Consider the following 25,664-nt stretch of genomic DNA (forward strand, 5'->3'; position numbering starts at 1 on the left):
ACCCCCGTGAAGGATCGAATCCTGCCCTACACATCGATGCAGATATTTGCATATGGCAACGGATGGTGGCAAGGTCCGACGTCCCGCTCAGGCCGGGGCACGCACCCCGGTTTCCGGACCGGTGGTCTCCGCCTCCGGCACCGGGCGCGGCGCCGGCGTCCGCACGGCGAAGGCGTCGAAGCTCGGCCCGTCCAGCCGCTCGATGAAGGGCTCGGCGGTCGGCCGATCGGTGTCCCCCGGGTCCGCCTCGGCCCGCTCGGCGTCGACGCGCGGAGCCTGCTCGGCCGCCACCACCGGGACGGCGGCCGGACGCGCGCCCACCTGCGGGTACTCGGCCGTCTCCCCGCCGCCCGCGGCGGCCGCCATCACCGCCGCCGCGGCCAGGTCGGCGACCCGCTTGGCCTCCCGCTGCACCCGGGCCCGGGTCTCCTTGGCGTGCTGCTCGGCCAGCTCCGCCGCGCGCCGCGCCTCGTCCAGCCGCTTGGTCTCGGCGGCCAGGTCCCGGCGTACGCCGACCAGCCGCTCCTCCAGCTCCGCGCCGGCCCGCTCGATCGCGGCGATCTCGCCGCGGGTCTCCTCCAACTGCGTGCCGACCGTCTCCAGCTCGGACGTGAGCCGGGCCAGGGCCTCCTGCCGCTGCTGGACCTCCCGCTGGACGGTGGCGAGCTGCTCCTGGTGCGCCGCGGTCTCCTCGTCGGCCCGCTCCCGCACCTCGGTGGCGTACTGCTGGGCCTCGGCGACCAGGGCGGCGATGTCCCGCTCGGCGGCGCTCGCCCGGTCGGCCAGCTCCTGCTCCGCCGCGGCCCGCCGCTCGTCCAGCTCCCGCGCCATGGTGGCCTGCCACTGGGCCAGCTCCTGCTGCGCCTTGCTGCGGGTGGCCTGCACCTCCTGCTGGATCTGGGTCCGCGCGGCCTTCACCAGCGCCTCGGACGCGGACCGGGCCTGCTCGACCTGCTGGGCGCTCTGCTCGGTGATCCGCTTCGCCTCCTGCTGGGCCCGGTCGTGCGCGGCCTGGCCCTCGGTGCGCAGCTTCTCCGCCAGCTCGCGCACGGCGGTCAGCTCCGCCTGCGCGGCGGCCCGCCGCTCCTCGTCCACCCGCTCCTGCTCGGCCCGGCGGGCGGACAGCTCCTCGTCCAGCTCGCGCCGATCCCGGGCGGCCTGCTCCTGGGCGGCGGTCAGCACCTTCTCCGCCTGCGCCTGGTGGTCCTCCGCGCGTCGGGTAGCCATCTCTGTGATCTGGCCGGCCTGCTTCTCGGCCAGGTCGAGGATCTGGTCGACCATCGGCCCCAGGTCGCGGAACGAGGCCCGGTCCACCGCCGTCGGGCGGTCCCGCAGCTCGACCGCCTCGGCCTGCGCCCGCTGCACCTGCGCGGTCAGCTCCCGCACCTGCGCGTACGCTCGGTCCCGGGCGGCGGTCAGCGCGCTCACCTCGCCGTCCATCTGCTCGACGTACCGGTCCACCTGACGCTTGTCGTAGCCGCGCAGCCCCGGAGCGAACCGGGGGCGTGCGGACACGTCGTCGTGGGGTGCGAACGGTTCCTCACCGTTGGACATGCGCCATCCTCCGTCGGTTCGCCAGCGCCAGGCCGCAGGGCACGATGAGGCGCTACGGTACCGTGTCCGCGCGCGCGTCTCGCCCCGCCCCGCCCGCTGATCCGCGAGTCAGACCGGGAAGTGGGGATTCCCGACCGTCAGTCGGATGGTGAAACCGTCGGCGTCCCGGTGGTGCGTCACGTGGTCGCAGCTCTGGTGGCTGATCCACAGGCCCAGGCCGCCCTCGCTCCCGTCGCCCGCCGGCAGCAGCCCGGCGTACGGGTCCTTCGGACCGGGGCCGCGGTCGTGCACGGTCACCACCAGCCGGTCGGGGGCGCGCCACAGGCGCAGGCACACCGGGGCCGTGCCGTGCCGCAGCGCGTTGCACACCACCTCGCTCACCGCCATCACCAGGTCGTCGAGGTCGTCGGGCGGGAGCAGGCCCCGGTCGGCGGCGCGGACCGCCGCACGGGCCCCGGCGGGCGTCGGGTCGGACAGCTCGACCTCCGGCACCGTGTGCTGCACCGGGTCGAGCGGCGCGGGACGGCACTCGGACAGGTAGGTCGCGGGCTCGGTGTAGACGCCGGTCGGTTCGTGTCGACCGTCCGGGGTGGCGACCCGGGGATGGGTCCGCGCCACGTCGGCCAGCACGTGCGGCGGCGCGACCCGACGGTCGTAGGCGCACATGCTCCACAGCGGGAAGTCGTCGTAGGCGTGATTGATCGCCGACTCGTAGCGGGCCCACGCGTCCCAGGTCGCCCCGAACAGAACCGCCGGCAGCTCGCCGACGATGCGGATCTGCCGGGCGCCGGCCGCCACGTAGGAGCCGAGCAACTCGCGGTAGGCGCGGATCGCGCCGGTCGGCCGGGCGTAGACGTCCCCGCCGGGCAGGAACGTGACGTCGGCGCCGGCGGGCAACGCCCGGCGGACCAGGTCGGCGTTGCGCCCACCCAGGCCCACCACCGTGGGTTCGCCCGCCTCGACGCCGCCGCGCAGGAACGGCAGGACGACGGCCAGCAGCTCGTCGTCGGACTCGTAGAGCAGCGCCTCGTGGAAGTAGCCGGTGTGGCCGGCGGCCGCGCCGGTCCTCATCGGACCACCTCGACCCGGATCCCGGTCAGGCGCAGCAGCTCCACCAGCCGGGCGGGCGCCGAGTGACGGGTGCGCAACACCGCCACGGCGTCGTGCCGGCGGGCGTGATCGCGCAGCCGCAGCAGGCCGCGGTGGTCGACGAAGCGCAGGTGGGACGCGTCGAACACCAGCCGGCCCGCCTCCGGACGCGGGTCGGCCCGCTCCAACGCCGTGGCGAAGAGCAGGTGGTTGGACGGGTCCAGCTCGCCCCCGAGCGCCACCGCCGCGTCGTCGCCGCCGGCGTGCAACCGGAACAGCACCTCGGCGTTGGTCTGCGCGTGCAGGCAGGCCAGCTCGGCGATCGCCGCGTCGCCCAGCACCCGCCGGTCGTACGCGCAGACCGCCGACATCGGCCGGTGCCGCATCCAGTGGTCGATGCGGTGCTCGTAGCGGGCGAAGGCGTCCCGCTGGGCGGCGGTGCGCACCAGGCCGGTCGCCTCGGCCACCACCCGCAGGCCGGTGTAGCCGGCGGTCAACGCCTCGGTGGTGGCCCGCACGTACGCCCGGACCTGCGTGCCGGGATCGACCACCTCGTCGTGCCGGTAGGCCTGGCCGACGGCGAGCAGCCGCACGTCGCCGCGACGCCGCGCGGCGGTGAACCCGGGCACCGCCGTCAGCCGCCGGGCCGTCACCTCGGGCTCCTCCGGGCCGACCAGCCAGACCTGTTCGCCCGCGGCGAGCCCGGCGGTGACCTGGTCGACCTCCAGCGCGTGCAGCGCGGCCGGGTCGGCGTAGGCGAGGCAGCCGTGACCGTAGCCGGGTCCTGTCGCGTCCCCGCCGGTCACCGGCTCCACCTCATCCGCCCAGTCTAGGCCCCGTGCCGGGCGGCCGGCCGTCGCGGTCAGGGCAGCGGGTGGGAGATGTCGCGGGCGTGGTCGGTCACCGCGGCCCCGACCACGGTGGCGGTCAGCGGCAGGATCTCCAGGCAGCGGCGCACCGCGGCGCCCATCAGCGGGTTCGGCACCCGCATGGAGAGCGTGCAGTGCGGCACCCACCGGCCCGGCCGGTAGTGCTCCACCACGCCGACCCCGGCCCGGGCCAGCCGCTCGTGCACGTCCGCGTGGTGGGCCAGCAGCTCCGGCGTGGGCGCCGGCCCGAGCCACAGCACGCGTCCGACGAACTGGCCGGCGTGCTGGAACTCCAACCGCAGCGGCGCGGCGACCACCGTCCCGGCGAGCGCCTCGGCCACCTGCCGCGGGTCCAGACGGGGCGCGACCGCCAGCGAGACGTGCGGGCGGTGCCGCTGGGCCAGCAGCGAGCGCATGCTCTGCACCCCCTCGGACTCCAGCAGGTCCCACAGCACCCGGACCCGCCGGGTGGCGTCGGTGTCGAGATACAGCTCCAGCGCCGCGACCACCCGATCACCCTAGAGCGGAGGTTTGCCCCGCCCGCTGGGCGGTACTGCCCGGGAGACGGTGCGAGACGGTCGGGGAGTGAGGCGCACATGGACGTGAACGATCTGCTGACCGAGGGGTACGGGCGGCTGCCCGACCTGGTCGCCGGCGCGCTCGACGGGCTCGGCCCGGAGCAGTTGCGGCAGGCCCCGGCGGACGGGGCGAACCCGGTCGGCTGGCTGGTCTGGCACCTGACCCGGATCCAGGACCACCACGTCGCCGACGTGATGGGCAAGGAGCAGCTCTGGGTCGGCGGCGACTGGGCGCGGCGGTGCGGCCTGCGTTCCGACCCGGACGACACCGGCTACGGCCACGGCCCCGAGCAGATCGCCGGGGTCCGCCCGGACGACGGGGGCGTGCTGCTCGACTACCACCGGGCGGTGGTGGACCGCAGCCTGGCCTACCTGCGCGGGTTGGGGCCGGCCGACCTGGACCGGGTCGTGGACGACAACTGGGACCCGCCGGTCACCCTCGGCGTACGGCTGGTCAGCGTGCTCGACGACGACCTCCAGCACGTCGGTCAGGCCGCGTACGTGCGCGGGCTCATCCTGGGCTGACCGCGTCCCGGGCCCGGCGCAGCGCGGCGTGCCCGAGCAGGTGACCGGCCTGCGCCTCGGGTGAGGTGCCGGGGGCGGCGAAGTCCGGCGCGCCGCTGACCCCGGTCACCCGTCCGGACCCGTCGACGCGGCGGCCGGCGGCGGCCAGCAGGTCCGCCCCCACGTCGAGCCACGAGCGGGACAGCCAGCCGTCGGCCACCCCGGTCAGCGCCGCGTACCCGAGAAGTTGGGCCGTGTTCGCCTCGCGGAACGTGCCGGGGTCGTCGAGCACGTCGGGGAAGAGCCCGTCGTCGGTCCGGTACGCCAGACAGGCGGTGAGCACCTCCTCGGCGTGCCCGGCCAGCTCGGCGCGGAGCCCGGCCGGCCAGGCCCTCGCCGGGCGCAGCGCCCGGGCGATCCCGGCGACCACCCAGCCGTTGCCGGTGCCCCAGGGCTCCGGCCGGTCCAGCTCGCCCCGGTCCTCGTCCCAGCGGGCCGCGTACAGGCCGGTGCGGGGGTCGTGCAACCGCCGGCGGTGCCCGGTCACCTGCGCGGTGGCCAGCTCAGTCCGACCGGTCAGGGCCAGCAGCGGCACCGTCATGTAGACCGTGTCGGCCCACACCTGACGGCCGTCGAGCAGGTGGAACAGCGTGCCGTCGGCGGCCCGGGGCGCCCGGCGCGCCAGCCAGTCGAGCTGCGCGTCCAACGCGGCGGCGTACCTCGGGTCCCCGGTCGTGACGGCGGCGTGCCGGACCACCTCGCCGCACGCGGCGCCGTTCACCGCGCCCACCGAGCCGGCCCACTCGCCGAGCCGCCCGTCCGGCCGCCGGCGGGTCACCGCCGCGTCGGCGACGAGCACCGCCGCCTCCGGCAGCCCGAGGTCGAGCAGCGCCTGCCCGGTGATGCCCTGCTCCCAGGACTCCCGCTGCATGGTCAGCAGCGCGAGCAGCACCCGGTCGGCGGTGGCGTCCCCGGTCGTCCACATGCCCGTCCGGTACCCGGTGCGGCCGCCCGACTCACCCGGACCGGGTGAGTTCGCCTCACCCGACTCCCGGGGACGCTGCGGGAACGGCACGACGAGGAAGGGGACCGGATGAGCGTCTCCGCCGCGGAGCACCTGGCCCGAGGGGCGGCCGGCCGGCACCCGGAGCTGCCCGAGACCACCTCCGGCACGATCCGCCTGGACCTGCGGGACGGTGGTCACACCGAGCACTGGTACCTGACCATCGACCGGCAGGACGTCCGGGTGGCCCGGCTGGCCGAGGAGGCGGACCTGGTGGTCCGCGCCGACCGGCAGGTCTTCGACCGGATCGCGGCCGGGCGCCTGCACCCGGCTGCCGCGCTGCTGCGCAACGACCTCACCGTGCAGGGCGAGCTGAAGCTGCTGCTGACCCTGCGCCGGATCTTTCCCGGCCCGCCGGACGCCCGGCACCCGCGGGACGTGGCCGGCTTCCCCTACCGGGGGGCCGCCCGATGAGGCAGGAGCTGGTCAACGTCCTCGCCGGTAACGCGTTCGCGATGAGCGACGCGCAGGGCGACATGGAGCCCGACCCGTCCGCCCCGATCGGCCTGTTCTCCTTCGACACCCGGTTCCTGTCCCGGTGGGTGCTCACCATCGACGGGGAGCGGCTGCACGCCTTGTCCCGGGACGAGCTGAGCTACTTCGAGACCCGCTTCGTGCTCGTCCCCGGCGCCGCCAGCCACTACGTGGACGCGGACGTCTCGGTGATCCGGCACCGCTCCGTCGACGAGGCGTTCCACGAGCGACTCACGGTGCTGAACCACTCCGCCGAGCCCGCCGAGTTCACCGTGCGGATGGAGATCGGCAGCGACTTCGCCGACACCGCCGAGGTCCTGCGACCCGCGTCACGCGAACCGGTCGTCGTCGCCGACACCGACCGGCGCCAGCTGCGGATCCGCTACGAGCGGGACCGGTTCACCCGGCAGACGGACGTCACCAGCACCGCTCCGGCGGAGGTCGACGGGCGCGGGATGACGTTCCGGATCCGGGTCGAGCCGAACGGCGAGTGGCACACCGACCTGCACGTCGCCATGGTCATTCAGGGCGCCGGCGGACGCGACCTGCGCGCCGACATCGAGTCCCACCGCCAGCGGGTCCGCGCGGACATGCGCGCGGACCTCGCGCACTGGTTCGACCAGGCGCCGCACCTCGTCGCCGACCGCAAGGCTCTCGGCGCCGCCTACCGGCAGGCCCTGGCCGATCTGGCCGCGCTGCGCTACACGCCGCTGGCGTACACCGACCGGGTGCCGGTCGGCGGGTTGCCCTGGGCGATGACGCTCTACGGCCGCGACGCCCTGGTCACCTGCCTGGAGACGCTGGCGTTCACGCCCGAGCTGACGCCGGCCACGCTGCGCATGCTCGCGTTGCTGCAGGGCGGCCGGCTCGACGACTACCACGACGAGGAACCCGGCAAGATCCTCTGTGAGCTGCGGTACGGCGAGGCGGCCGCGTTCGGCGAGCAGCCCACCGCGCTCTACTACGGCGCGGCCGACACCACCCCGCTCTTCGTCGTGCTGCTCGACGAGTACGAGCGGTGGACCGGCGACGCCGACCTGGTCCGGGAGCTGCGGCACCCGGCCCGGATGGCGCTGGACTGGCTGACCGACTACGGCGACCCGTACGGCGACGGCTACCTGCGCTACCAGCCGCGCAACACGGTCAACGGGGTGGCGAACCAGACCTGGCGGAACTCGCCCGACGCGATCGTCGACCGGCACGGCGTCGTGCCGCCCTACCCCCGCGCCACGTGCGAACTTCAGGGGTACGGGTACGACGCGCGGATCCGGGGCGCCCGGCTGGCCCGGGAGGTCTGGGACGACCCGGAGTACGCCGAGCGGTTGGAGGCCGACGCGGCGCGCCTGCGCGAGCGGTTCAACCGGGACTTCTGGCTGCCGCACCGGGGCTACTACGCGCTGGCCCTCACCCCGGACTGCCAGCCGGTCGACGCGCTCACCTCCGGTCTCGGGCACCTGCTGTGGAGCGGCATCGTCGAGCCGGACCGGGCCGACGCGCTGGCCGCGCACCTGTGCGGGCCGGACCTCTTCTCCGGCTGGGGGGTACGCACCTACGCCGACGGCCAGCGGCCGTACAACCCGGTCGGGGCGCACCTCGGCGCGGTCTGGCCGTCGGACAACGCGCTCGTCGCGGCCGGCCTGCGCCGGTACGGCTTCGACGCGGAGGCGGCCCAGATCGCCGCCGGCGTGTTCGAGGCGGCCGAGACGCTCGGCGGCTCGGTCCCGGAGGTGATCGCCGGCTACCCGCGCGGGCTGACCAAGTACCCGGTCCAGCTGCCGGCGGCCGGCCGCCCCCAGTCGTGGGCCTCCGGCGGCCTGCTGTTGCTGCTGTCGACGATGCTCGGGCTCCGGCCGTGCGGGGAGAACCTGCTGGTCGACCCCGTGATCCCGGCCGGCTACGGCCGGATCGAGCTGCTCGACGTGCCGGGTCGCTGGGGACGGACGGACACGTTCGGCCGGGAGCGGGGCGGCGGCCGGCGGGCCCGGGTCGGTGACGAGACGGGCGTGCGGCGTGCCGCCTGACCGGTCGGGGTTCAGCCGGACGCGGTGGGCTGCCGTACCGCCGGGTCTTCCCGCGCCGCCTGCGCCGGGGCGGCGCCCCGGCGTCGGGCGAGCAGCCGGTCGACGCCCACGAAGAGCAGACCCAACAGCCAGAACACGACGGCGAACCCGACCGCGCTCACACCGACGCCGTCGTAGCCGAGCTGTCCCGCGTCGAGGAACGGGTACGGGTAGCGGTGCACGACCAGCCCGCGCACCAGCGCGAAACCGAGGTACGCCAGCGGGAAGACCAGCCACCAGGCGGCGTATCGGGGGCGCAGTCGCCCGCGCCTGTCGAACAGCGCCCAGTCGGCGACCGCGAGCAGCGGCACCACGGTGTGCAGGAACTGGTTGCCCCACCACTCGCCCGGCTCCCGGTGCGGCTGGACCATGGCGAACGGGCTGGCCGGGTTCGCCAGCACCAGGTGGTAGACCGTGCCGGTGATGGTGATGTAGAGCGTCACCGCGCCCTTGAGCACGCTCGGCGGCTCCGGCCGGTCGCGCAGCGCGCACCAGGCGGTGTAGCCGGCGAAGACGCCGACCGCCACGTTGCTCTGGATGGTGAAGTAGGGCAGCAGGCCGGTGATCGTGGCCGGGCCGAGCGCGGTCAGCACGATGCCGGCCACCACGCCGAGCACCACGGCCAGGCGCAGGAGGATCGCCAGTCGGCGACGCCGGGGGGTCACCGGGGCACGTTAGCAGCCGGTCGTCAGCCCGGGCGTCGGCCGGTCGGCGGGCCGGCCGGGCCGAGCGGGTGGCCGGAGCCGGCGGTGGTCGGCTGCGGCGGCGGACCCGAACCGTCCGGTCCCGGGGGCCCGGAGCCCGCGGGACCCGGTGGTCCGGAGCCGTCGGGTCCGGGTTCCGCGGAGCCGACGGGCGGGCGGGATTCGTCGGGACCGGCCGCCCCGGGGAGCAGGTCGGCGCAGTAGCCGGGCACCCGGCGGGGGCCGCCGGCGGCGGCGACCAGGCCGGCGAACGCCGGGGTGTCCAGGGCGGGCCCGCGCTCCGGCTCCGCCAGGCGGTGGTAGGCGGTGCAGAGCCGCCCCGGCGCGAGCGGGTCGGCCGCCGTGGGCGTCGGCTCGCCGGTCCGGCCGCGCGGGCCCGTCGCCGGTAGCGGTCCGGCGACGGGCCGGCTGCCGCCGGAGGCGCCGTCCACCGGCGTCCGGTCGCCGCCAGGCCCGGGTAGGTTCCCGGTGGCGGCGGCCAGTGCCACGCCGCCGCCGAGCGACGCGAGCACGGTGGCGACCGCGAGCTTGCCGCCGAGCAACCCGGCGAACCGTCGTGCGGGCCGGTGCCCGGTGTCGCCCCGGGGGACCGCCCGCCGCCGGTCCACCGGCCGGGAGCCGCCGGTCGGCCGGGCCGCGCGCGGCACGCCGATCGGCGGCCGATCGGCCGGCCGCGCCGCCACGACCGCGCCGGCCCGCGCCTCCCGGAACGCGGTGACCGCGGCGGCCTCACCGCTGACCTCGCCGGTGCCGGGCGGGACCCGGACGGCGTCGAGGAGACGGGTGAGCGCCCGCGGGCCGTCGGCGGAACCGACGAGCAGCCGCTCGACGGTTTCCTGGTCCAGGCGGGGTGCGTCCATCTCGTGACCCTCAGCGCCGCCACCTGGCCCGGTGTCACACCACCGGGCGCGCCGGGACCGTGAGGTGGGTCACGTCGCCGGTCAGCCCATCGTCTTCGCCCCGTCGATGGACTCGCGGATGATGTCGGCGTGGCCGGCGTGCTGGGCGATCTCGGCGACCAGGTGCAGCAGCACTCGGCGCACCGTCCAAGCGGCGCCGCGCTCGAACCACGGCTGGTCGGGCAGGGCGTGCGCCTCGTCCAGGTCGAGCGTGGCGACCAGGGCGTCGGTCCCGGCGGCCACCCGGTCGAACTCGGCGAGCAGCCCGGCCAGCGTGTCGGTCGGATCCATCCGGAACTGGCCGGCCCAGTCGACCGGCTCGCTGCTCATCGCCTCGGCCCCGCCCACCGCGAACCGGGCCCACATCCGCTCCGTGATCGCCACGTGCTTGACGATCCCGCCGAGGCACAGCGCGCTGACCGTGCTCCGGCGCGCCGCCTGCTCGTCGTCGAGCCCGGCCACCGTCTGCCGCAGGAAGCCGCGGTGCCGGCGCAGGGCGGCGAGCAGATCCGCCCGCTCCCCGGTGAGAACCTCCTCGCTGACGTCCATGCCGCCCGTCCTTCCGATCGACGACCCGACGTCACCGTACGACCTCGCACCGACAGTTCCGAGGCTCCACACCGGAGCCTCCGGTTGCCGATCCGCCCGGGTGGCGGTGAACTGAATGACATGGGTGTCATCAAGGTGGGCACGTCCTCGTGGGCCGACCAGATGCTGGTCCGCTCCGGCTGGTACCCGCGCGGGATCAACACCCCGGCCGGCCGGCTGGGCTGGTACGCGGAGCACTTCGGTCTGGTCGAGGTGGACACCTCGTACTACGCGGTGCCGGCGCCGGAGACGACCGCGGCGTGGGCCGCCGCCACCCCACCCGGGTTCACCTTCGACGTCAAGGCGTTCCGCCTCTTCACCGGCCACCACACCCCGGTCGACGCGCTGCCCCGGGACCTGCGACCGGCGGGCGGGCCGAGCCGGGTCCGCTGGCGTGACCTGCCCGCCGGGGCGTACGACGAGCTGTGGGACCGGTTCCACGCGGCGCTGGCGCCGCTCGCGGCGGCCGACCGGCTCGGCGCGGTGCTGTTGCAGTTCCCGCCCTGGCTGGCCCGAGGCGACGCGGCCCGGCGGCGGATCCTGGCCGCGGCGCGGCGGTGCCGGCCCTGGCCGGTCACCGTCGAGCTGCGACACTCGTCGTGGTTCACCGAGGACGCCGTGGTGGACACCGTGACGTTCCTGCGCGAGAACGGGCTCGGGTACGCCTGTGTGGACATGCCGCAGGGGCACGCCTCCTCGGTGCCACCGATCCTCGTCGCCACCACCGACCTGGCCGTGATCCGCTTCCACGGGCACAGCACAGCCTGGGAGAGCGGCGACAAGCAGGACCGGTTCCGTTACGCCTACGGCGAGCGGGAGCTGCGGCACTGGTCGGTGCTGCTGCGCGAGCTGGCCGACCAGAGCACCGAGCTGCACGTGCTGATGAACAACTGCTGCGGCGACCAGGCCCAGCGGGACGCCGCCCGCCTCGCCGCCCTGCTCGACGTCGCCCCCGCCGCCGCGCGGGCCTGAGGTTTCCCCACCCCGCTCCCGGGTACCGCCGCTGTGGTCACCGGAGCGCAGCGAGGGGGAGACGTGGACGAACGACGCGACGAGGCCGGCCGGGACCCCCGGGCGACCCGGGAGGCCGAGGAGGCGCACGGCGGCAGCATGGCGCCGGACCTGGTGGACGACACCGGGCACCCGGTGGCCGACCCGCCGGTGCCGGACAACGAGCCGTCGGCGCCGGGCCGGCCGGGTGAGGACGGCACCGGCTCCTGACGGTTCCGCTCAGGGGCGGGTCTCCGGGCGCATCCCGGTCGCCTCCTCCAGCGCGTTGTCGCCGAGGTCGCCGTCCGCCCGGTCGTCCGGGAACGTCCGTCGCGACGGGGCCGGGTCGGGCGGCGCGCCCGGCCCCGCCTCGGTCGTCCGGGTCGGCTCGACCGGTCCGAACCCGTGCCGGCCCGCCTTCGGGCCGCCCGGTCCGGCCCCGGCCGCGCGACGCTCACCGCGCCGGCCCTCGGGTACGGCGGTCTCCTCACTGCCCTCGTCCATCGGGTCGCGGTCACCCGCGCCCCACGGCGGGTCGGCGTCGAACCCGTCGGTGGTGCCCCACGGCGCGGCCGACTCCGGCCCGCGCTCCTCGCCCGGGGCGTCCCTGCTCGTCATGGTCTCACCTCACAGTGCCTGGATCACCCGGCGCCGGTCGTCCGGCACGCGTCGGGTCGGGGCCATCACCGCGCGGCCGGCGACCCACCCCGACGTGGGTCGCCGGCCGCGCGGTGGTCAGCGAGCCGCGCCGACCAGGGAACGCCCGGCCGCGCCCATGGCGGCCATCTTGCCGAGGTTCTTCGGCATCCCGCCGGCCCGGCTGAGCATGCCGCGGAACACCTGCCCCGGCTTCTGCTGCTCGCCCATGTACGCCGTCACCACGACCAGCGCGCCGGTCAGCGCCGGGATCGCCCACTGCAGCATCTTCATCTGTCGCTGGCTCGCGGCGACGTTCGCCGGGGTGTGCTGGTGCGGCTCGGTGGTCCCCATGACGGGCGGCCCGCCCGCCTTCTCCAGCTTCATGCCGACCAGCCGGCTGTAGCCGGTGACCGCCAGCGCGGCGACGGTCAGCCCGGTCTTCACCGCGCTGGCCTTTCCCACCCCCGACTGCCGGGCCATCCGCGGGCTCTCGGTGACCAGCTCGCCGACCGCGCCGGCCAGGTGCGCGCCGATCGCCGCCGCGTTCACCGGCGTCCAACGGGCCCAGCCGGCCGAGGCCACCGGCAGCCGCTGCGTCGTGTCGTCGATTCGTGCCGCCGCGCCGTTGACGCCGAGCGCTCCCATCAGGGAGCCGCCGAACCAGGCCGCCAGGCCCAGGTCGTGCATCGAGCGCAGCGTGGTGTGCCGTTCGGACATCAGATCCCCCTCCGCCGTGTTCGGGCGGTGCGGCATACCCGTCCTCGCCGTGCTCACGCCCTCGAATCACGGGCCGGCAGGGCGCCGACGAACGCGGCGACCCGGCCGGCCAGCGGCGTGGCGGCACGGACCCAGGTGAAGTGGTCCAGCGCCGCGCCGGCCTCGGCGACCGTGTAGCGGTGCCGGGTCACCGGCGCGGCGGCCAGCTTGCCGCAGAGGTGGTCCAGCGTCTCGTGCGGCGTGTACTGGTCGTCGTCGACGCTGATCGCGAGCACCGGGGTGCGGATCCGTCGCACGGCGGCCTCCGCGTCGACGCCGTCCAACGCCGGGAACCGGCCGGTGCGGGCGGTTTGCGCCCAGTCCCGGATCACGCCGCGTGCCTGCCGGCCGCCGAACCCCCAGCCGGGCCAGACGCCGAGCAGCCGGGCCGCCGCCGCGATGCCCTGGGTGTACGGCAGCACGCCCCAGCCGCGCAGCCCCGGATACCGGCGCCACCACGGGATGCCCACCGCGACCAGGGCCAGCCCGTCGACCCGGTCGGCGTCGTGCAGCGCCTGGTGCAGCACGGCGACCTGCCCGCCCAGCGAGTGCCCGAGCAGCAGCCGGGTGCGGCCGTCCAGCCGGGGCTTGAGCGCGTCGAGCACCGCGCCGACGTCGGTGGCCAGCTCGGCGTAGCCGTACCGGCAGGTGCGGGCGGGGGCGGGGGTGCTCTCCCCGGTGCCGCGCAGGTCGGCCACGACCACGGCGAGCCCGGCGTCGCGCAGCGCGGTGGCGAACGGCCGGTAGTAGCGGGCCCGAACGCCCATGGCCGGCCAGATCAGCACCACCGGCGCGCCGGGCGGCCCGGCCGGCTCCGGGTAGATCTGCACGCCGAGGCGCGCCCCGTCGACGTCCACGTACTCCTGCGCGTACTCCCCGCTCACCGGCCCAGCGTACGGGCCGAAGCTACCGGCGGGTAGCAAGGGGTGGCGGACCGACCGCCTGGGCCGGCGCCCGCCTCATCGGTCAGCCCGGCAGCATCCCCGGGCCGAACACCTCGTAGGCGATCCGGTCGGCCGGTACGCCGCGGCGCAGCAGATCGCCGCGGACCGCGTTCATGAACGGGATCGGCCCGCACAGGTGCGCCGCGACCCCGGCGGCGACCGGGAGCCGCCCCGGCTCGATCAGACCGGGGGACACCTCCGCCTTCAGCCCCGCCAGATCGCCGTCGACGGCGTCCTCGTACCAGAGCTGGACGGTGAGGTTCGGCAGCCGCTCCTGGAACGCGGGCAGCTCGTGGCGCAACGCGTGCGCGGCGGGGGCCCGGTCGGCGTGCGCCAGCGTCACCTGGCGGCCGGGGTCGCGGTCGGCCAGGCGCGCCAGCGCCGCCATCGCCGGGGTGAGCCCGATGCCGGCGCTGACCAGCAGCAGCGGTCCGCCGTCACCGGTGGCGTCGACCTCGCCGAAGGCCGGGCTCAGCCGGAGCGTGTCGCCGACGGCGACGCGCTCGTGCAGGTGCCCGGAGACCAGCCCGTCGGGCGCGCCGGCCACGCCGCGTACCCGCTTCACGGTGATCCGCCACCGGTCGGCGCCGGGCCGGCCGGAGAGGCTGTACTGGCGGATCTGCCGCCCTCGGCCGCCGTCCAGGTCGACCGCCACCGAGACGTAGCTGCCGGGGGTGAAGTCGGGCGCGACGCCGTCGTCGGCCGGCGCGAGGGTGAACGAGACGACGTCGGTGGTCTCCCGGGCCCGCCCGGTCACCCGCCAGTCCCGCCAGACCGGGCCGCCCTCGGGTACGCCGGCCCCGGCGTAGAGGCGCGCCTCGCGGGCGATCAGCTCGCAGGCCAGCAGCCAGTAGACCTCGTCCCAGGCGGCGGCGACCGGCGCGGTCACGGCGTCGCCGAGCACCTCGCCGACCGCGGCCAGCAGGTGCCGGCCGACGACCGGGTACTGGGTGGCGGTGATCCCGAGGGAGGCGTGCTTGTGCGCGATCCGGTCCAGCACCGGCCCCCAGGGCGCGCCGGCGTCACCGGTCAGGTGCCCGGCGTACGCCGCCACGGCGGCGGCGAGGGCGGCCTTCTGCTGCCCGTTCGCCTGGTTGCCCCGGTTGAACAGGTCGAGCAGCTCCGGGTGGGCGTCGAACATCCGCTGGTAGAACCGGCCGGTGATCGCCTCGCCGTGTGCCCGCACGGCGGGCAGGGTCGCCGTCACCACGGCGGTGGAGGATTCCGAGAGCACGACTGAGTCTCCTTCTGGTGTCGAACGGGTCGATCACCACGAAACAGGAGTCTCTTGTTCCTCTTTAGGGTCGAAGGTCCCGGGGCCGAGGTGGCGCCGGTCACCCCGGCCGCGCGGCGATCTGCCCGTGTCGCGGACGGCGCCGACTGGCTAGGGTCGGGGCGTGAGGCTCAACCGGTCGACCGACATGGCGCTGCGCATCGCCATGCTGACCGCCGCGTCCCCGGCCCGCGCCACGGTGGACGAACTCGCCACCCGACTCGCGCTGCCCCGCAGCCACGTCGCCAAGGTGGTGCAACGGTTGCAGCGGCTCGGCGTCCTGGTGACCATCCGGGGCCGCTCCGGCGGGGTGGCCTTCGCCGAGCACGCCGGCGAGCTGACCGTCGGCCAGGTGGTCCGGGCCTTCGAGGGCGACGACGAGGTGGTCAACTGCCACGAACCGGCCTGCCCGCTGGTCGCCGGCTGCCGGCTGCGCGGCGAGCTGCGCCGCGCCCAGGCCGCGTTCCTCGCCGTCCTCGACGGGGTGCGCCTCGGCGACCTGGTCGACGGCGCCGCCGGCCCGCTCCTGCTCAGCCTCGGCGCTCCGCCGGCGGGCCGCTGATGGCCGTCTCCCACCCGATCTTCGCCCGGATCTTCGCCCGGGCCAGCGTCGCCATGGACGAGGCCGGCGTCGCCGCGCACCGGCGACGGCTGGTCGCCGGGCTGCGCGGTCGGGTGGTCGAGGTCGGCGCCGGCAACGGACGCAACCTGACGCACTACCCGCCGGCCGTGACCGGGGTCCTCGCCGTCGAGCCGGAGCCGCGCCTGCGCGCGCTGGCCCGCGAGGCCGCGCCCGCCGCCCGGGTGCCGGTGACCGTGGCCGCCGGCCTGGCCGAAGCGCTGCCGGTCGCCGACGGCGCCGCCGACGCGGTGGTGTTCTCCCTGGTCCTCTGCTCGGTGCCGGACCAGGCGGTGGCGCTGGCGGAGGCGCGCCGGGTGCTCCGTCCCGGCGGTGAGCTGCGCTTCTACGAGCACGTGGTGGCGCAGACACCAGGTCTGCGCCGGGCCCAACGCGTGGCCGACGCGACGCTCTGGCCGCTGTTCTGCGCCGGCTGCCACACCGCCCGGGACACCGTGGCGGCGATCGGTGCCGCCGGCTTCACCGTCACCGGGCTGGACCGGTTCCGCTTCCCCGAGGCCGGGCTCCCGGCGCCGGCCTCGCCGCACGTGCTCGGCGCGGCGGTCCGGGCCTGACCGCCCGGCGCCCCGCACGCGGGACGCCGGGCGGCCTGCTCAGCCCACGCTGACCGTGCCGTCCGGCGCGCGGACGCAGGAGACGCTGCGGGCGCCGGTCGCCGCCGCGCCGCTCAGGCACCGGCCGAGCACCTGGTGGCCGGCGGCGCTCGGGTGCCACGACTCCTGGCAGGTCTGGAAGTAGGTGCCGCAGGCGTTCGCGATCCGCTGGATGTCGAGTTTGTCCTTGCCGGAGAGGCTGGTGACGAAGACGCCGGTCGGACCGTCCATCAGGCGGATCGGGGTGGCCAGGGCGTTCGCCGGGCTGCCCGCCGACTCGCAGAGCCGGGCGCCGTCGAACGCGCGCTGCACGTTCAGATAGACCAGGTCGTCGGTCGGGAACTCGGCGGCCAGCGTGCCACGCACCGAACTGACCAGCGTGCCGAGCCCCTGGGAGAACCGCTGGCCGGGCGCCAGGCTGGCCCGGTGGATCGGGCAGCCGGCCGCGTACCGCTCGGCGCCCAGGGCGCGGAACTTGTCCCGGGTGTCGTCCCGGCTGTCCTCGCTCCAGTAGCTCTGGTCCAGCTCGTACGGCAGCGGGTTGGTGTAGTCCTGGAACACCACCCGGTGCTGGCCGTCGGCGTCGACCTGGTCGAGCGTGGTGAGCAGCTGCCGCAGCGCGGCGGTGGTCTCCGCGGTCGCGGCGGAGAACTGCGCGGCCGTGCCGAGGTCGGCGTCGGTGCACGGCTTCTGCTCCACCGGGCCGCCCAGGTACGCCCAGAACTCCCACCAGCCGGTCCAGGCGTCGGCGATGAACCGGTTGGCGCACTTCTCCGCCACGCTGCCGAAGGTGAACGAGCTGTTGTTCGAGCCGAGGCCGACCAGCACCAGGTCGATGTCGTGGGTCTGCGCCACCGCCCGCAGTTGGTCGAGCTGGGCGGCCACCTGCCGACCCTTCGCCCGGGTGGCCGAGGCGTTGGCGATGTCGTACGGCTGCCCGCCCGAGCAGGCCAGGTTGAACCGGGCGGCGATGCCCGGCAGGTCGGCCCGGAACAGTGAGGCGTTCGGCGAGCGGTGGCAGAAGTAGGCGTTGGCGTTCGCCGCCGACCAGCCGGGGAAGCCCTGGGCCACCCCGTTGACGTCGACCACCGGCGCGTACGCCCCGGCGCCCTCGCCGCTGATGAAGCTGTCACCCAACGCCACCGCGGCGGTGGGCAGCGCCGCGGCGGCGGGCGGGGCCGGCGCCACCGCGGCCGGCAGCGCCACCGCGGCGACGGCCATCGCCGCCGCGAGCACGGTACGACGGAACACGGACATGCCCGACCTCCCCCTCACACATCGAAATGTGAAAGATTCTTCAAGGAGGCGATCAGATCACGGGCGTGTGACGGGCGTCAATGGCCCGACACCGGCTCAGGAGCGGTGGAACTCCGCGCGCCACCGCAGCCCGCCGTCCGGCGCGGTGATCTCCTCGACCGGCCCCGGCGTGAGCCCCGCCGCGCCGAACGACTCGACCTCGGCGCGGGTCAGCGGCCACGGCGGACCGTCCACCGCCTCGCCGGGGCGCCGGCCCGCCGCGATCACCAGCAGCATCCCGCGCGGCGCCACCAGCCGCCCCACCGCGGCCGTGGCCCGCGCGCGCAGCCCGACCGGCAACGCCTGCACGTTCATGCTCTCCAGCACCAGGTCGAAGCCGCCCGCCCAGTCGGCCGGCGGGTCGAACAGGTCGGCCACCTCGTAGCGGACCGGCGATCCGGCGCGCCGCCGCCGCGCCGCCCGCACCGCGGTCGGGGAGACGTCGAAGGCCACCGTCGTGAACCCCAGGCCGGCCAGGTGCTCGGCGTCCCGGCCGAAGCCGCACCCGACCACCACCGCGCGGCGCCCGGACCCGTCCGGTCGCGTCCGCCCGGTCCACTCCGCGAGCAGGGAATGCGGCGCCGCCAGGTCCCAGGGCACCTCGGCCGCACCCCGCTCGGCCTCCGCGTAGAGCCGCTCGAACCGGCCGATCGCCTCATCCTCGGCCGACGGCCGGGAAGACGATCCCCGGCTCGCGTCGTTGACGTGCATGGACGCCTCCCCGCTCCGGGCGCCGCCGTGTCCGGTGGCGGCACCGACCCGGCCCGCAGGGTAACCGGACAACGCACCGCACCCGGTGACACGGACCTGTCGGAGCGCCGGGCTAGGCTCGCTCCGGCGCGCCGCGCCCGGCGATCGCCGTGGGGGATCACACGGTGAACGGCACCACCACCGCCGAGACCTGGGAGTACGACCAGTTGACCGCACAGCCTGAGACGCTCTACGGCGCCGACGACCTCACCCACCTGGAGGGGCTCGACGCCGTCCGCAAACGCCCCGGCATGTACATCGGGTCGACCGACAGTCGTGGCGTGGGTCACCTCGTCAACGAGATCCTCGACAACTCGACCGACGAGGGTGTCGCGGGTCACGCCACGAAGGTCGACGTGATCCTGCACGCCGACGGATCGGTGCAGGTCGACGACGACGGCCGGGGCATCCCCACCGACGTGCACGCCAAGTCCGGCATCTCCGGCGTCGAGCTGGTGCTGACCCGGCTGCACGCCGGCGGCAAGTTCGGCGGCTCGGGCTACAAGACGTCCGGCGGCCTGCACGGCGTGGGCGCCTCCGCGGTCAACGCCCTGTCCCGCCGCTTCGACGTCACCGTCCGCCGGGGCGGCAAGGTGCACGCCATGTCGTTCCGCCACGGCGTACCCGGGATCTTCGACGGCGACGGCCCCGACGCGCCGTTCACCCCCGGCCCCGGCCTGCAGATCGTCGGCGCGATGAAGCGCGGCCAGCGCACCGGCACCTCGATCCGCTGGTGGCACGACCCCCGCTACTTCGAGACCGGGGCCGCGCTCGACACCGAGGCGGTCCGGCTCAAGCTGCGCAACACCGCCTTCCTGGTCCCCGGCGTGGCCTACCGGCTGCGCGACGAGACCGGCGAGGAGGCGGTCGAGGAGCGCTTCCACTTCCCCGACGGCCTCACCGACATGGTGGAGTTCCTCTCCCCGGCCGGCGACCGCCCGGTCTCCGGCACGCTCCTGGTCACCGGCGAGGGCACCTACCGCGAGAACGCCGCCGACGCCAACGGCGTGATGCAGTCCAACGTGCAGCGCCGGGCCGAGGTCGAGATCGCGTTCCGCTGGGGCACCGGCTACGAACGCACCGTCGAGTGCTTCACCAACACCATCCGCAACGCCCACGGCGGCACCCACCGCAAGGGCTTCGAGCGGGCGCTGGCCCGCACCCTGGCCGACGCCGCCCGCAACGCCCGTGGCCTGCTCAAGCCCAAGGAGGACGCGCCCACCCTGGACGACGTCCTGGAGGGCATGACCGCCGTGGTGCACGTGCGCATCCCGGAGCCGCAGTTCACCTCGCAGACCAAGGACGAGCTCTCCACCGCCGGCATCACCAAGGTGCTCCAGGGCCTGGTCGAGGCGCACCTCAAGAGCTGGCTGGAGGATCGCCGCACCAAGGCCGAGGCCCGCACGGTGCTCCAGAAGATCGTCGACGCGGCCCGGGTCCGGCTCACCCAGAAGCAGCAGAAGGACGCCGCCCGCCGCAAGACCGCGCTGGAGGGCGCGGCGATGCCGGCGAAGCTCGTCGACTGCCGTGCACCAGGCATCGACAGAAGTGAGTTGTTCATCGTGGAGGGGGACAGCGCCCTCGGGACGGGGCGCCTCGCCCGCTCCTCCGAATACCAGGCCCTGCTGCCGATCCGGGGCAAGATCCTCAACGTGCAGAAGGCGAACCTTCAGCAGGTGCTGGACAACGTCGAGTGCGCGGCGATCGTGCAGGTGCTCGGCGCCGGGTCCGGGCGCACGTTCGACCTCTCCACCATGCGGTACGGCCGGGTCCTGATCATGGCGGACGCGGACGTCGACGGCGCGCACATCCGCACGCTGCTGATCACGCTCTTCGCCCGCTACATGCGTCCGCTGATCGAGGCCGGCCGGCTCTACGCGGCGATGCCGCCCCTGCACAAGATCACCACCAAGGGGCGCAACCCGCAGACCGTCTACACCTACACCCAGGCGGAGATGGAGGCGACGGTCCGCAAGCTGGAGAAGGCCGGCAAGCAGATCGTCACCCCGATCCCGCGCTTCAAGGGCCTCGGTGAGATGGACGCCGACGAGCTGTGGGACACCACCATGAACCCGGCCACCCGTGCGGTCCGGCGGATCACGCTCGACGACGTCGAGGCCGCCGAGCGGATCCTCGAACTGCTCATGGGGGAGAAGGTCGAGCCGCGTCGCAACTGGCTGATCGACTCCGCCGACCGCGTCGACCGCGACGCCATCGACGCCTGACCCTCGGGCTCGTTTCGGAAGGAAGCTGCACCATGGCACGCCGCAAGGACGACCGCGCCAAGGCGGACCTCTCCGCCTTCGACCAGGCCGGCGCCCGGGTCTTCGACAACCCGCTGGTCACCGAGGTCTCGGACTCCTACCTGGAGTACGCGTTCTCGGTCATCCACTCCCGGGCCCTGCCGGACGCCCGGGACGGGCTCAAGCCGGTGCACCGGCGCATCCTCTGGTCGATGTACGAGCAGGGCCACCGCCCGGACCGGGGCCACGTCAAGAGCGCCCGCATCGTCGGCGACACAATGGGTAAGTACCATCCGCACGGCGACACCGCGATCTACGACGCGATGGTGCGGCTGGCGCAGGACTTCTCGCTCAACGTCCCGCTCATCGACGGGCACGGCAACTTCGGCAGCCCGGACGACGGCCCGGCCGCGGCGCGATACACCGAGGCCCGGATGTCCCGGGAGGCGATGCTGCTCGTCGGCGAGCTGGGCGAGGACACGGTCGACGTCGAGCCGAACTACGACGGCTCGCTGACCCAGCCCACGGTGCTGCCGGCGGCGTTCCCGAACCTGCTCGTCAACGGCGCGTCGGGCATCGCGGTCGGCATGGCGACGAACATGATCCCGCACAACCTCGGCGAGGTGGTCCAGGCCGCCCGGTGGCTGATCAACCACCCGGACGCCACGCTGGACAAGCTCATGGAGTTCGTGCCCGGCCCCGACCTGCCCACCGGCGGGCTGCTGCTCGGCCTGGACGAGGTGCGCCGGGCGTACGAGACCGGGCGCGGCGTGGTGCGGATGCGCGGCCGGGTGGAGATCGGCCCGCTGGAGGGCAGCCGTGGCAGGCAGGCCATCACCGTCACCGAGCTGCCGTACGGCGTCGGCGCCGAGAAGGTCATCGCGGCCATCACCAACGAGGTCAACAAGACCAAGCGGCTGACCGGCATCGCGGACGTCAAGGACCTGACAGACCGGGAGAACGGCACCCGCCTCGTCGTGGAGTGCAAGGTCGGCGTCAACCCGCAGGCGCTGCTGGCCGACCTCTACCGGCTCACCCCGCTGGAGCAGTCGTTCGGCGTGAACAACCTGGTGCTGGTGGACGGGCAGCCGCGCACGCTCGGGCTCAAGGAACTGCTCGAGGTCTTCCTGTCGCACCGCTACGAGGTCGTCACCCGCCGCAGCTCCTACCGCAAGCGCAAGCGGGAGGAGCGGCTGCACCTGGTCGACGGCCTGCTGATCGCGCTGCTCGACATCGACCGGGTGGTCAAGCTGATCCGGGCGAGCGAGGACGCCCAGGCGGCCAAGGACGGCCTGATGCAGAAGTTCAAGCTCTCCGAGATCCAGGCCACCTACATCCTGGACACTCCGCTGCGCCGGCTGACCAGGTACGACCGGCTGGAGCTGGAGGCCGAGCAGGAGAAGCTGCGCGGCGAGATCGCCGAGCTGTCGAAGATCCTCGACGATCCGAAGGTGCTGCGGAAGCTCGTCTCGGACGAGCTGGCCGCGGTGGTGAGGCAGTTCGGCGCCGAGCGGCGCACCACGCTCGTCGACGGCGACCTCAAGGAGGTCCTCGCGGCGTCGGTGCCGGCCGGCCCGCTGGAGGTGGCCGACGACCCGTGCCAGGTGATCCTCTCCGCCACCGGCCTGGTGGCCCGCACCGCGGCCGAGTCGGAGGAGGCCGCCGAGGCGCGCCGGCGTAGCGGCCGGGTCAAGCACGACGCGGTACGCGCCGTGGTGCACTCCACGGCCCGGGGCCGGGTGCTGGTGGTGACCAGCGCCGGCCGGGCGTTCAAGATCGACGTCCTGCCGCTGCCGGTGCTGCCGGAACAGTCCGGCACGGTGTCGCTGCGCGGGGGCATGTCGGCCGCCGAACTGGTGCCGCTGGAGCCGGGGGAGACCGTCGTCGGGCTGGCCCCGCTGGGTCCGTCCGCGCAGGGGTCGCCCGGCCTGGCGCTCGGTACCCGGCAGGGCGTGGTGAAGGTCTGCGCGCCGGACTGGCCGGTCCGCTCGGACGAGTTCGAGGTGATGTCGCTGCGCGACGGCGACGAGGTGGTCGGGGCGACCTGGCTCGGTGACGCCACCGACACGCTGACGTTCGTCTCCTCGGAGGCGTCACTGCTGCGCTTCCCGGCGTCCCTGGTCCGGCCGCAGGGCCCCAAGGGTGGCGGGATGGCCGGCATCAGCCTGCCGGCCGGCGCTCGGGTGGTCTTCTTCGGCGCGGTCCGCACCGATGACGCGACGCACGGCGAGCCGATGGTGGTCACCTCGACCGGCGCCACGGTGAAGGTGACGCCGTTCAAGGCCTACCCGGCGAAGGGCCGGGCGACCGGCGGCGTACGGGCCCAGCGGTTCCTCAAGGGTGAGACGGATCTGTCGGTCGCCTGGATCGGCCCTCGGCCGGTGGGCGCCACGGCCAACGGTGATCCGGTGGAGCTGCCGCCGGCCGATCCGCGCCGCGACGGCTCCGGCTTCGCCGTGATGCTCGGCCCCACCGTCGTCGGCCACCACGTCGACCGCGACTGACCCGCACCCACCCACCCACCCACCCACCCACCCACCCACCCGCCAGGCGGGCTCGGCCTCGCCGAGCAGCGGTGCCGCGCCATCCTCGACCGGCCGAACCTGTGCCGCGACCGGTGCTCGCACCCGGCGCGCACGGCGGCCGTCGGGCGGGATGCTCACCGTCGGTAGCCTCGCCTGCGAGCACGCCACCAGAGAGCGATATACCGCTGAGTCATAAATATGACTCAGCGGTATATCGCTCGCAGATGGTCTGCCGTCCCTCCGGAGAAGCCGTGGGTGTACCGGTCCCGGAGCACCTGCTCTCCAGACAGGCAGGCCGCCGCGGACTCGTCCCTGCCGTGCCAGGCCCGGTCCGGCTCGGCCTGGCCCGGCTCGGCTCGGCCTGGCCCGGCTCGGCTCGGCCTGGCCCGGCTCGGCTCGGCCTGGCCCGGCCCGGCTCGGTCTGGCCCGGCCCGGCTCGGCCTGGCCCGGCCCGGCTCGGCCCGGCCCGGCTCGGCCTGGCCCGGCCCGGCTCGGCCTGGCCGCGCCGGCTGACCCGGGCCGGGTCGGCGGTCAGAGTTCGGGTTCGGGGCCTCGGCGGGACTCCGGGGTGGTGCCGCGCAGGCGGGCGATCAGGCGCATGCCGTGATAGATCACCAGCGCGGCGGCGGTGCCCAGGGCGATGCCGTTGAAGGACAGGTCCCCGGCGGTGAGCGTGTAGTTGGCGGCGCCGACGATCACCGCGACCGCGGCGGTCAGCAGGTTGACCGGGTCGTGGAAGTCGACCCGCCCCTCGATCCAGATCCGCGCCCCCAGGATGGCGATCAGGCCGTACAACGCGGTGGTGGCCCCGCCGAGCACGCCGGCCGGCACGGTGAGGATCAGCGCGCCGAACTTCGGGCAGAGCCCGAGCAGGATCGCGGTGCCGCCGGCCACCCAGTAGGCGGCCGTCGAATAGACCCGGGTGGCCGCCATCACGCCGATGTTCTCCGCGTAGGTGGTGGTGCCGGAGCCGCCGCCGGAGCCGGCGAGCACGGTGGCGACGCCGTCACCGAGGAAAGCCCGGCCCATGTCCCGGTCGAGGTTGCGGCCGGTCATCGCGGCGACCGCCTTCACGTGCCCCGCGTTCTCCGCGATCAGCACCAGGATCACCGGGATGACCAGGACCACGGCGCGGAGGCTGAAGCTCGGGGTGTGGAACTCCGGCAGCCCGACCCAGGCGGCCTGCCGCAACCCGCTGACCGCCTGCTGGTCGAGCTGACCGGTCAGCGCGGCGAGCACCCAGCCGACGACCACGCCGAGCAGGATCGACAGCCGGGCCAGGAAGCCGCGGAAGACGACCGTGGTGACCAGGATCGCGGCCAGCGTGACCAGGGCGATCAGCGGTTGCGCCTTGACGCCGGTGCCGGCGCCGCCGCCGTCCCAGGCGACCGGCGCGAGGTTCAGGCCGATCAGCGCGACGATCGCGCCGGTGACCACCGGGGGCATCAGCGCGTCGATCCAGCGGGCGCCGGCGAGGTGGACCACCACACCGACCAGGGCGAGCGCGACGCCGGCGACGACGATGCCGCCGAGCGCCGCGCCGATCCCGCCGCCGGTCTTGGCCGCCAGGACCGGGGCGATGAACGCGAACGACGACCCGAGGTACGACGGCAGCCGGTTGCCGGTGATCAGCAGGAACAGCAGCGTGCCGATGCCGGAGAAGAAGAGCGTGGTGGCCGGCGGGAAGCCGGTGATCAGCGGGACGGTGAAGGTGGCGCCGAACATGGCGACCACGTGCTGCACGCCCACGCCGACGGTGCGCGGCCAGGAGAGCCGTTCGTCGGGGTGGACCACGTCGCCGGGGCGTACCGAGCGGCCGTCGCCGTGCAGGGCCCACGGGGACCGGCGGGTGGTGGGGGACTGGGTCATCGGTCGCCCTTTCCGTCGTCGGGTGACGGGGGCGTGATCGACCCTGGGAGTTGTTTCTAGCACGGAGTCGGCCCGCGGGAGGGCCCGGACCGGTGGTCAGGCCACCCCTGCGGGTCGGAACTGGACGCTGACCCGGGGGCCGACCGGGCGGGCGGTCTTCGGCACCGCGTGCTCCCAGGTGCGCTGGCAGGAGCCCCCCATCACGACCAGGTCGCCGTGCCCGAGGGGGAAGCGCAGGCTGGTGCCACCGCCGCCGCGCGGACGCAGCAGCAACTGGCGGGGGGAGCCGAACGAGACGATCGCCACCATCGTGTCGGTGTGCGCGGAGCGGCCCTGGGTGTCGCCGTGCCAGGCGACGCTGTCCCGGCCGTCGCGGTAGAGGCACATGCCGGCGGTGACGAACGGCTCGCCCAGTTCGGGCGCGTAGTGCCGGGTGAGGGCGTCGCGCGCGGCGGTCAGCACCGGGTGCGGCAGCGGGCGGCCGGCGGCATACCAGCAGAGCAGGCGTGGCACGTCGACCTCGGTGTCGTACATGGTGCGGCGCTCGGCCCGCCACGGGACGTCGCGCCGCAGCGTGTCGAGCACCGCGTCGGAGCCGCGCACCCAGCCGGGCAGGTGGTCGACCCAGGCGCCCCGGCTCAGCTCGTGGCGGCGCGGCCCGGTCGGCCCGGCGAGCGGGCCCAGGGTCGGGCCCTGCTCGGCCAGGTCGAGCATCGAGGGCTGGTACGCGACGTCGGACACGCCGCCGATCGTACCCCGGAGTC

At 75.0% G+C, this 25,664-nt stretch carries 25 protein-coding genes; 9 read left to right on the forward strand and 16 right to left on the reverse strand.

From position 1 onward, the window contains the following. Window positions 1-87: 87 nt before the first annotated feature. The 4 genes from O7600_RS28945 to O7600_RS28960 form a co-directional block, all read right to left on the reverse strand. A complete protein-coding gene (locus O7600_RS28945; RefSeq protein WP_281591525.1) occupies window positions 88-1,554 on the reverse strand; it encodes a hypothetical protein in 1,467 nt (488 codons plus the stop codon). Window positions 1,555-1,662: 108 nt separating this feature from the next. Then, window positions 1,663-2,625: an anti-sigma factor RsbA family regulatory protein gene (locus O7600_RS28950; RefSeq protein ID WP_281591526.1), complete on the reverse strand. Its 963-nt coding sequence runs from the start codon at window positions 2,623-2,625 to the stop codon at window positions 1,663-1,665. Beyond that, window positions 2,622-3,449: an MEDS domain-containing protein gene (locus O7600_RS28955; protein WP_281591527.1), complete on the reverse strand. Its 828-nt coding sequence runs from the start codon at window positions 3,447-3,449 to the stop codon at window positions 2,622-2,624. Before O7600_RS28955 ends, O7600_RS28950 begins: the two co-directional genes overlap by 4 nt. Before the next feature lie 56 nt (window positions 3,450-3,505). Next, window positions 3,506-4,021 (reverse strand): 2'-5' RNA ligase family protein, encoded by a 516-nt coding sequence (locus O7600_RS28960; protein WP_281591528.1) that lies wholly within the window; start codon window positions 4,019-4,021, stop codon window positions 3,506-3,508. An 87-nt stretch (window positions 4,022-4,108) separates the two neighbouring features. On the opposite strand from O7600_RS28960, the gene O7600_RS28965 reads away from it, so the two are divergent. Continuing rightward, entirely contained in the window at window positions 4,109-4,615 is a 507-nt protein-coding gene (locus O7600_RS28965) for a DinB family protein (RefSeq protein WP_281591529.1), read from the forward strand. On the opposite strand, the gene O7600_RS28970 is transcribed toward O7600_RS28965, so the two are convergent. After that, window positions 4,602-5,579, reverse strand: a complete 978-nt coding sequence (locus O7600_RS28970; RefSeq protein ID WP_281591530.1) for a glycoside hydrolase family 88 protein — start codon at window positions 5,577-5,579, stop codon at window positions 4,602-4,604. The two genes, O7600_RS28965 and O7600_RS28970, sit on opposite strands and share 14 nt — an antisense overlap. 108 nt (window positions 5,580-5,687) lie before the next feature. On the opposite strand from O7600_RS28970, the gene O7600_RS28975 reads away from it, so the two are divergent. Both O7600_RS28975 and O7600_RS28980 read left to right on the forward strand, forming a co-directional pair. Then, window positions 5,688-6,071 (forward strand): SCP2 sterol-binding domain-containing protein, encoded by a 384-nt coding sequence (locus O7600_RS28975; RefSeq protein WP_281591531.1) that lies wholly within the window; start codon window positions 5,688-5,690, stop codon window positions 6,069-6,071. Next, window positions 6,068-8,152 (forward strand): glycogen debranching N-terminal domain-containing protein, encoded by a 2,085-nt coding sequence (locus tag O7600_RS28980; protein ID WP_281591532.1) that lies wholly within the window; start codon window positions 6,068-6,070, stop codon window positions 8,150-8,152. Before O7600_RS28975 ends, O7600_RS28980 begins: the two co-directional genes overlap by 4 nt. Before the next feature lie 11 nt (window positions 8,153-8,163). Here O7600_RS28980 and O7600_RS28985 read toward each other — a convergent pair whose 3' ends face one another. From O7600_RS28985 to O7600_RS28995, 3 genes are all read right to left on the reverse strand, one after another. Beyond that, a complete protein-coding gene (locus tag O7600_RS28985) occupies window positions 8,164-8,856 on the reverse strand; it encodes a Pr6Pr family membrane protein (protein ID WP_281591533.1) in 693 nt (230 codons plus the stop codon). 23 nt (window positions 8,857-8,879) lie between these two features. Next, window positions 8,880-9,755: a hypothetical protein gene (locus O7600_RS28990; RefSeq protein ID WP_281591534.1), complete on the reverse strand. Its 876-nt coding sequence runs from the start codon at window positions 9,753-9,755 to the stop codon at window positions 8,880-8,882. Between the two features lie 81 nt (window positions 9,756-9,836). Next, window positions 9,837-10,343 (reverse strand): DinB family protein, encoded by a 507-nt coding sequence (locus tag O7600_RS28995; RefSeq protein WP_281591535.1) that lies wholly within the window; start codon window positions 10,341-10,343, stop codon window positions 9,837-9,839. Window positions 10,344-10,463: 120 nt separating this feature from the next. Between O7600_RS28995 and O7600_RS29000 the strand changes: the two genes are divergently transcribed. Both O7600_RS29000 and O7600_RS29005 read left to right on the forward strand, forming a co-directional pair. Beyond that, window positions 10,464-11,354 carry a DUF72 domain-containing protein gene (locus O7600_RS29000; RefSeq protein ID WP_281591536.1) on the forward strand — a complete coding sequence of 297 codons (891 nt, stop codon included), beginning with the start codon at window positions 10,464-10,466 and terminating at the stop codon, window positions 11,352-11,354. Between the two features lie 63 nt (window positions 11,355-11,417). Next, on the forward strand, window positions 11,418-11,603 hold the full coding sequence (locus tag O7600_RS29005; protein WP_281591537.1) for a GTPase activator: 186 nt from the start codon (window positions 11,418-11,420) through the stop codon (window positions 11,601-11,603). Window positions 11,604-11,612: 9 nt separating this feature from the next. On the opposite strand, the gene O7600_RS29010 is transcribed toward O7600_RS29005, so the two are convergent. The 4 genes from O7600_RS29010 to O7600_RS29025 form a co-directional block, all read right to left on the reverse strand. Further along, window positions 11,613-11,990 (reverse strand): hypothetical protein, encoded by a 378-nt coding sequence (locus O7600_RS29010; RefSeq protein WP_281591538.1) that lies wholly within the window; start codon window positions 11,988-11,990, stop codon window positions 11,613-11,615. 117 nt (window positions 11,991-12,107) lie between these two features. Continuing rightward, window positions 12,108-12,728 carry a hypothetical protein gene (locus tag O7600_RS29015; protein WP_281591539.1) on the reverse strand — a complete coding sequence of 207 codons (621 nt, stop codon included), beginning with the start codon at window positions 12,726-12,728 and terminating at the stop codon, window positions 12,108-12,110. A 53-nt stretch (window positions 12,729-12,781) separates the two neighbouring features. Next, window positions 12,782-13,651, reverse strand: a complete 870-nt coding sequence (locus O7600_RS29020; protein ID WP_281591540.1) for an alpha/beta fold hydrolase — start codon at window positions 13,649-13,651, stop codon at window positions 12,782-12,784. Between the two features lie 82 nt (window positions 13,652-13,733). After that, window positions 13,734-14,945 (reverse strand): globin domain-containing protein, encoded by a 1,212-nt coding sequence (locus O7600_RS29025; protein WP_281591541.1) that lies wholly within the window; start codon window positions 14,943-14,945, stop codon window positions 13,734-13,736. A 163-nt stretch (window positions 14,946-15,108) separates the two neighbouring features. Here O7600_RS29025 and O7600_RS29030 point away from each other — a divergent pair, with 163 nt between their 5' ends. Together O7600_RS29030 and O7600_RS29035 are read left to right on the forward strand one after the other, a co-directional pair. Next, window positions 15,109-15,546, forward strand: coding sequence for an Rrf2 family transcriptional regulator (locus O7600_RS29030; protein WP_281591542.1), 438 nt, complete (start codon window positions 15,109-15,111; stop codon window positions 15,544-15,546). Further along, on the forward strand, window positions 15,546-16,178 hold the full coding sequence (locus tag O7600_RS29035; protein ID WP_281591543.1) for a class I SAM-dependent methyltransferase: 633 nt from the start codon (window positions 15,546-15,548) through the stop codon (window positions 16,176-16,178). Before O7600_RS29030 ends, O7600_RS29035 begins: the two co-directional genes overlap by 1 nt. 39 nt (window positions 16,179-16,217) lie before the next feature. Here O7600_RS29035 and O7600_RS29040 read toward each other — a convergent pair whose 3' ends face one another. Together O7600_RS29040 and O7600_RS29045 are read right to left on the reverse strand one after the other, a co-directional pair. Then, a complete protein-coding gene (locus O7600_RS29040; RefSeq protein ID WP_281591544.1) occupies window positions 16,218-17,474 on the reverse strand; it encodes a hypothetical protein in 1,257 nt (418 codons plus the stop codon). 96 nt (window positions 17,475-17,570) lie between these two features. Beyond that, a complete protein-coding gene (locus O7600_RS29045) occupies window positions 17,571-18,224 on the reverse strand; it encodes a methyltransferase domain-containing protein (RefSeq protein WP_281591545.1) in 654 nt (217 codons plus the stop codon). Window positions 18,225-18,388: 164 nt separating this feature from the next. On the opposite strand from O7600_RS29045, the gene O7600_RS29050 reads away from it, so the two are divergent. Together O7600_RS29050 and O7600_RS29055 are read left to right on the forward strand one after the other, a co-directional pair. After that, window positions 18,389-20,488, forward strand: a complete 2,100-nt coding sequence (locus tag O7600_RS29050) for a DNA topoisomerase IV subunit B (protein ID WP_281591546.1) — start codon at window positions 18,389-18,391, stop codon at window positions 20,486-20,488. Between the two features lie 32 nt (window positions 20,489-20,520). After that, window positions 20,521-23,010 (forward strand): DNA topoisomerase IV subunit A, encoded by a 2,490-nt coding sequence (locus O7600_RS29055; protein WP_281591547.1) that lies wholly within the window; start codon window positions 20,521-20,523, stop codon window positions 23,008-23,010. Window positions 23,011-23,562: 552 nt separating this feature from the next. Here the strand turns inward: O7600_RS29055 and O7600_RS29060 are convergent. Next, a complete protein-coding gene (locus O7600_RS29060; RefSeq protein ID WP_281591548.1) occupies window positions 23,563-24,900 on the reverse strand; it encodes a solute carrier family 23 protein in 1,338 nt (445 codons plus the stop codon). A gap of 96 nt (window positions 24,901-24,996) precedes the next feature. Beyond that, window positions 24,997-25,641, reverse strand: a complete 645-nt coding sequence (locus O7600_RS29065; RefSeq protein ID WP_091578626.1) for an alpha-ketoglutarate-dependent dioxygenase AlkB — start codon at window positions 25,639-25,641, stop codon at window positions 24,997-24,999. Between the last annotated feature and the right edge of the window lie 23 nt (window positions 25,642-25,664).

Origin of the sequence: Micromonospora sp. WMMA1998 (genome assembly GCF_027497375.1) — a bacterium.
Classification (GTDB): domain Bacteria; phylum Actinomycetota; class Actinomycetes; order Mycobacteriales; family Micromonosporaceae; genus Micromonospora; species Micromonospora sediminicola.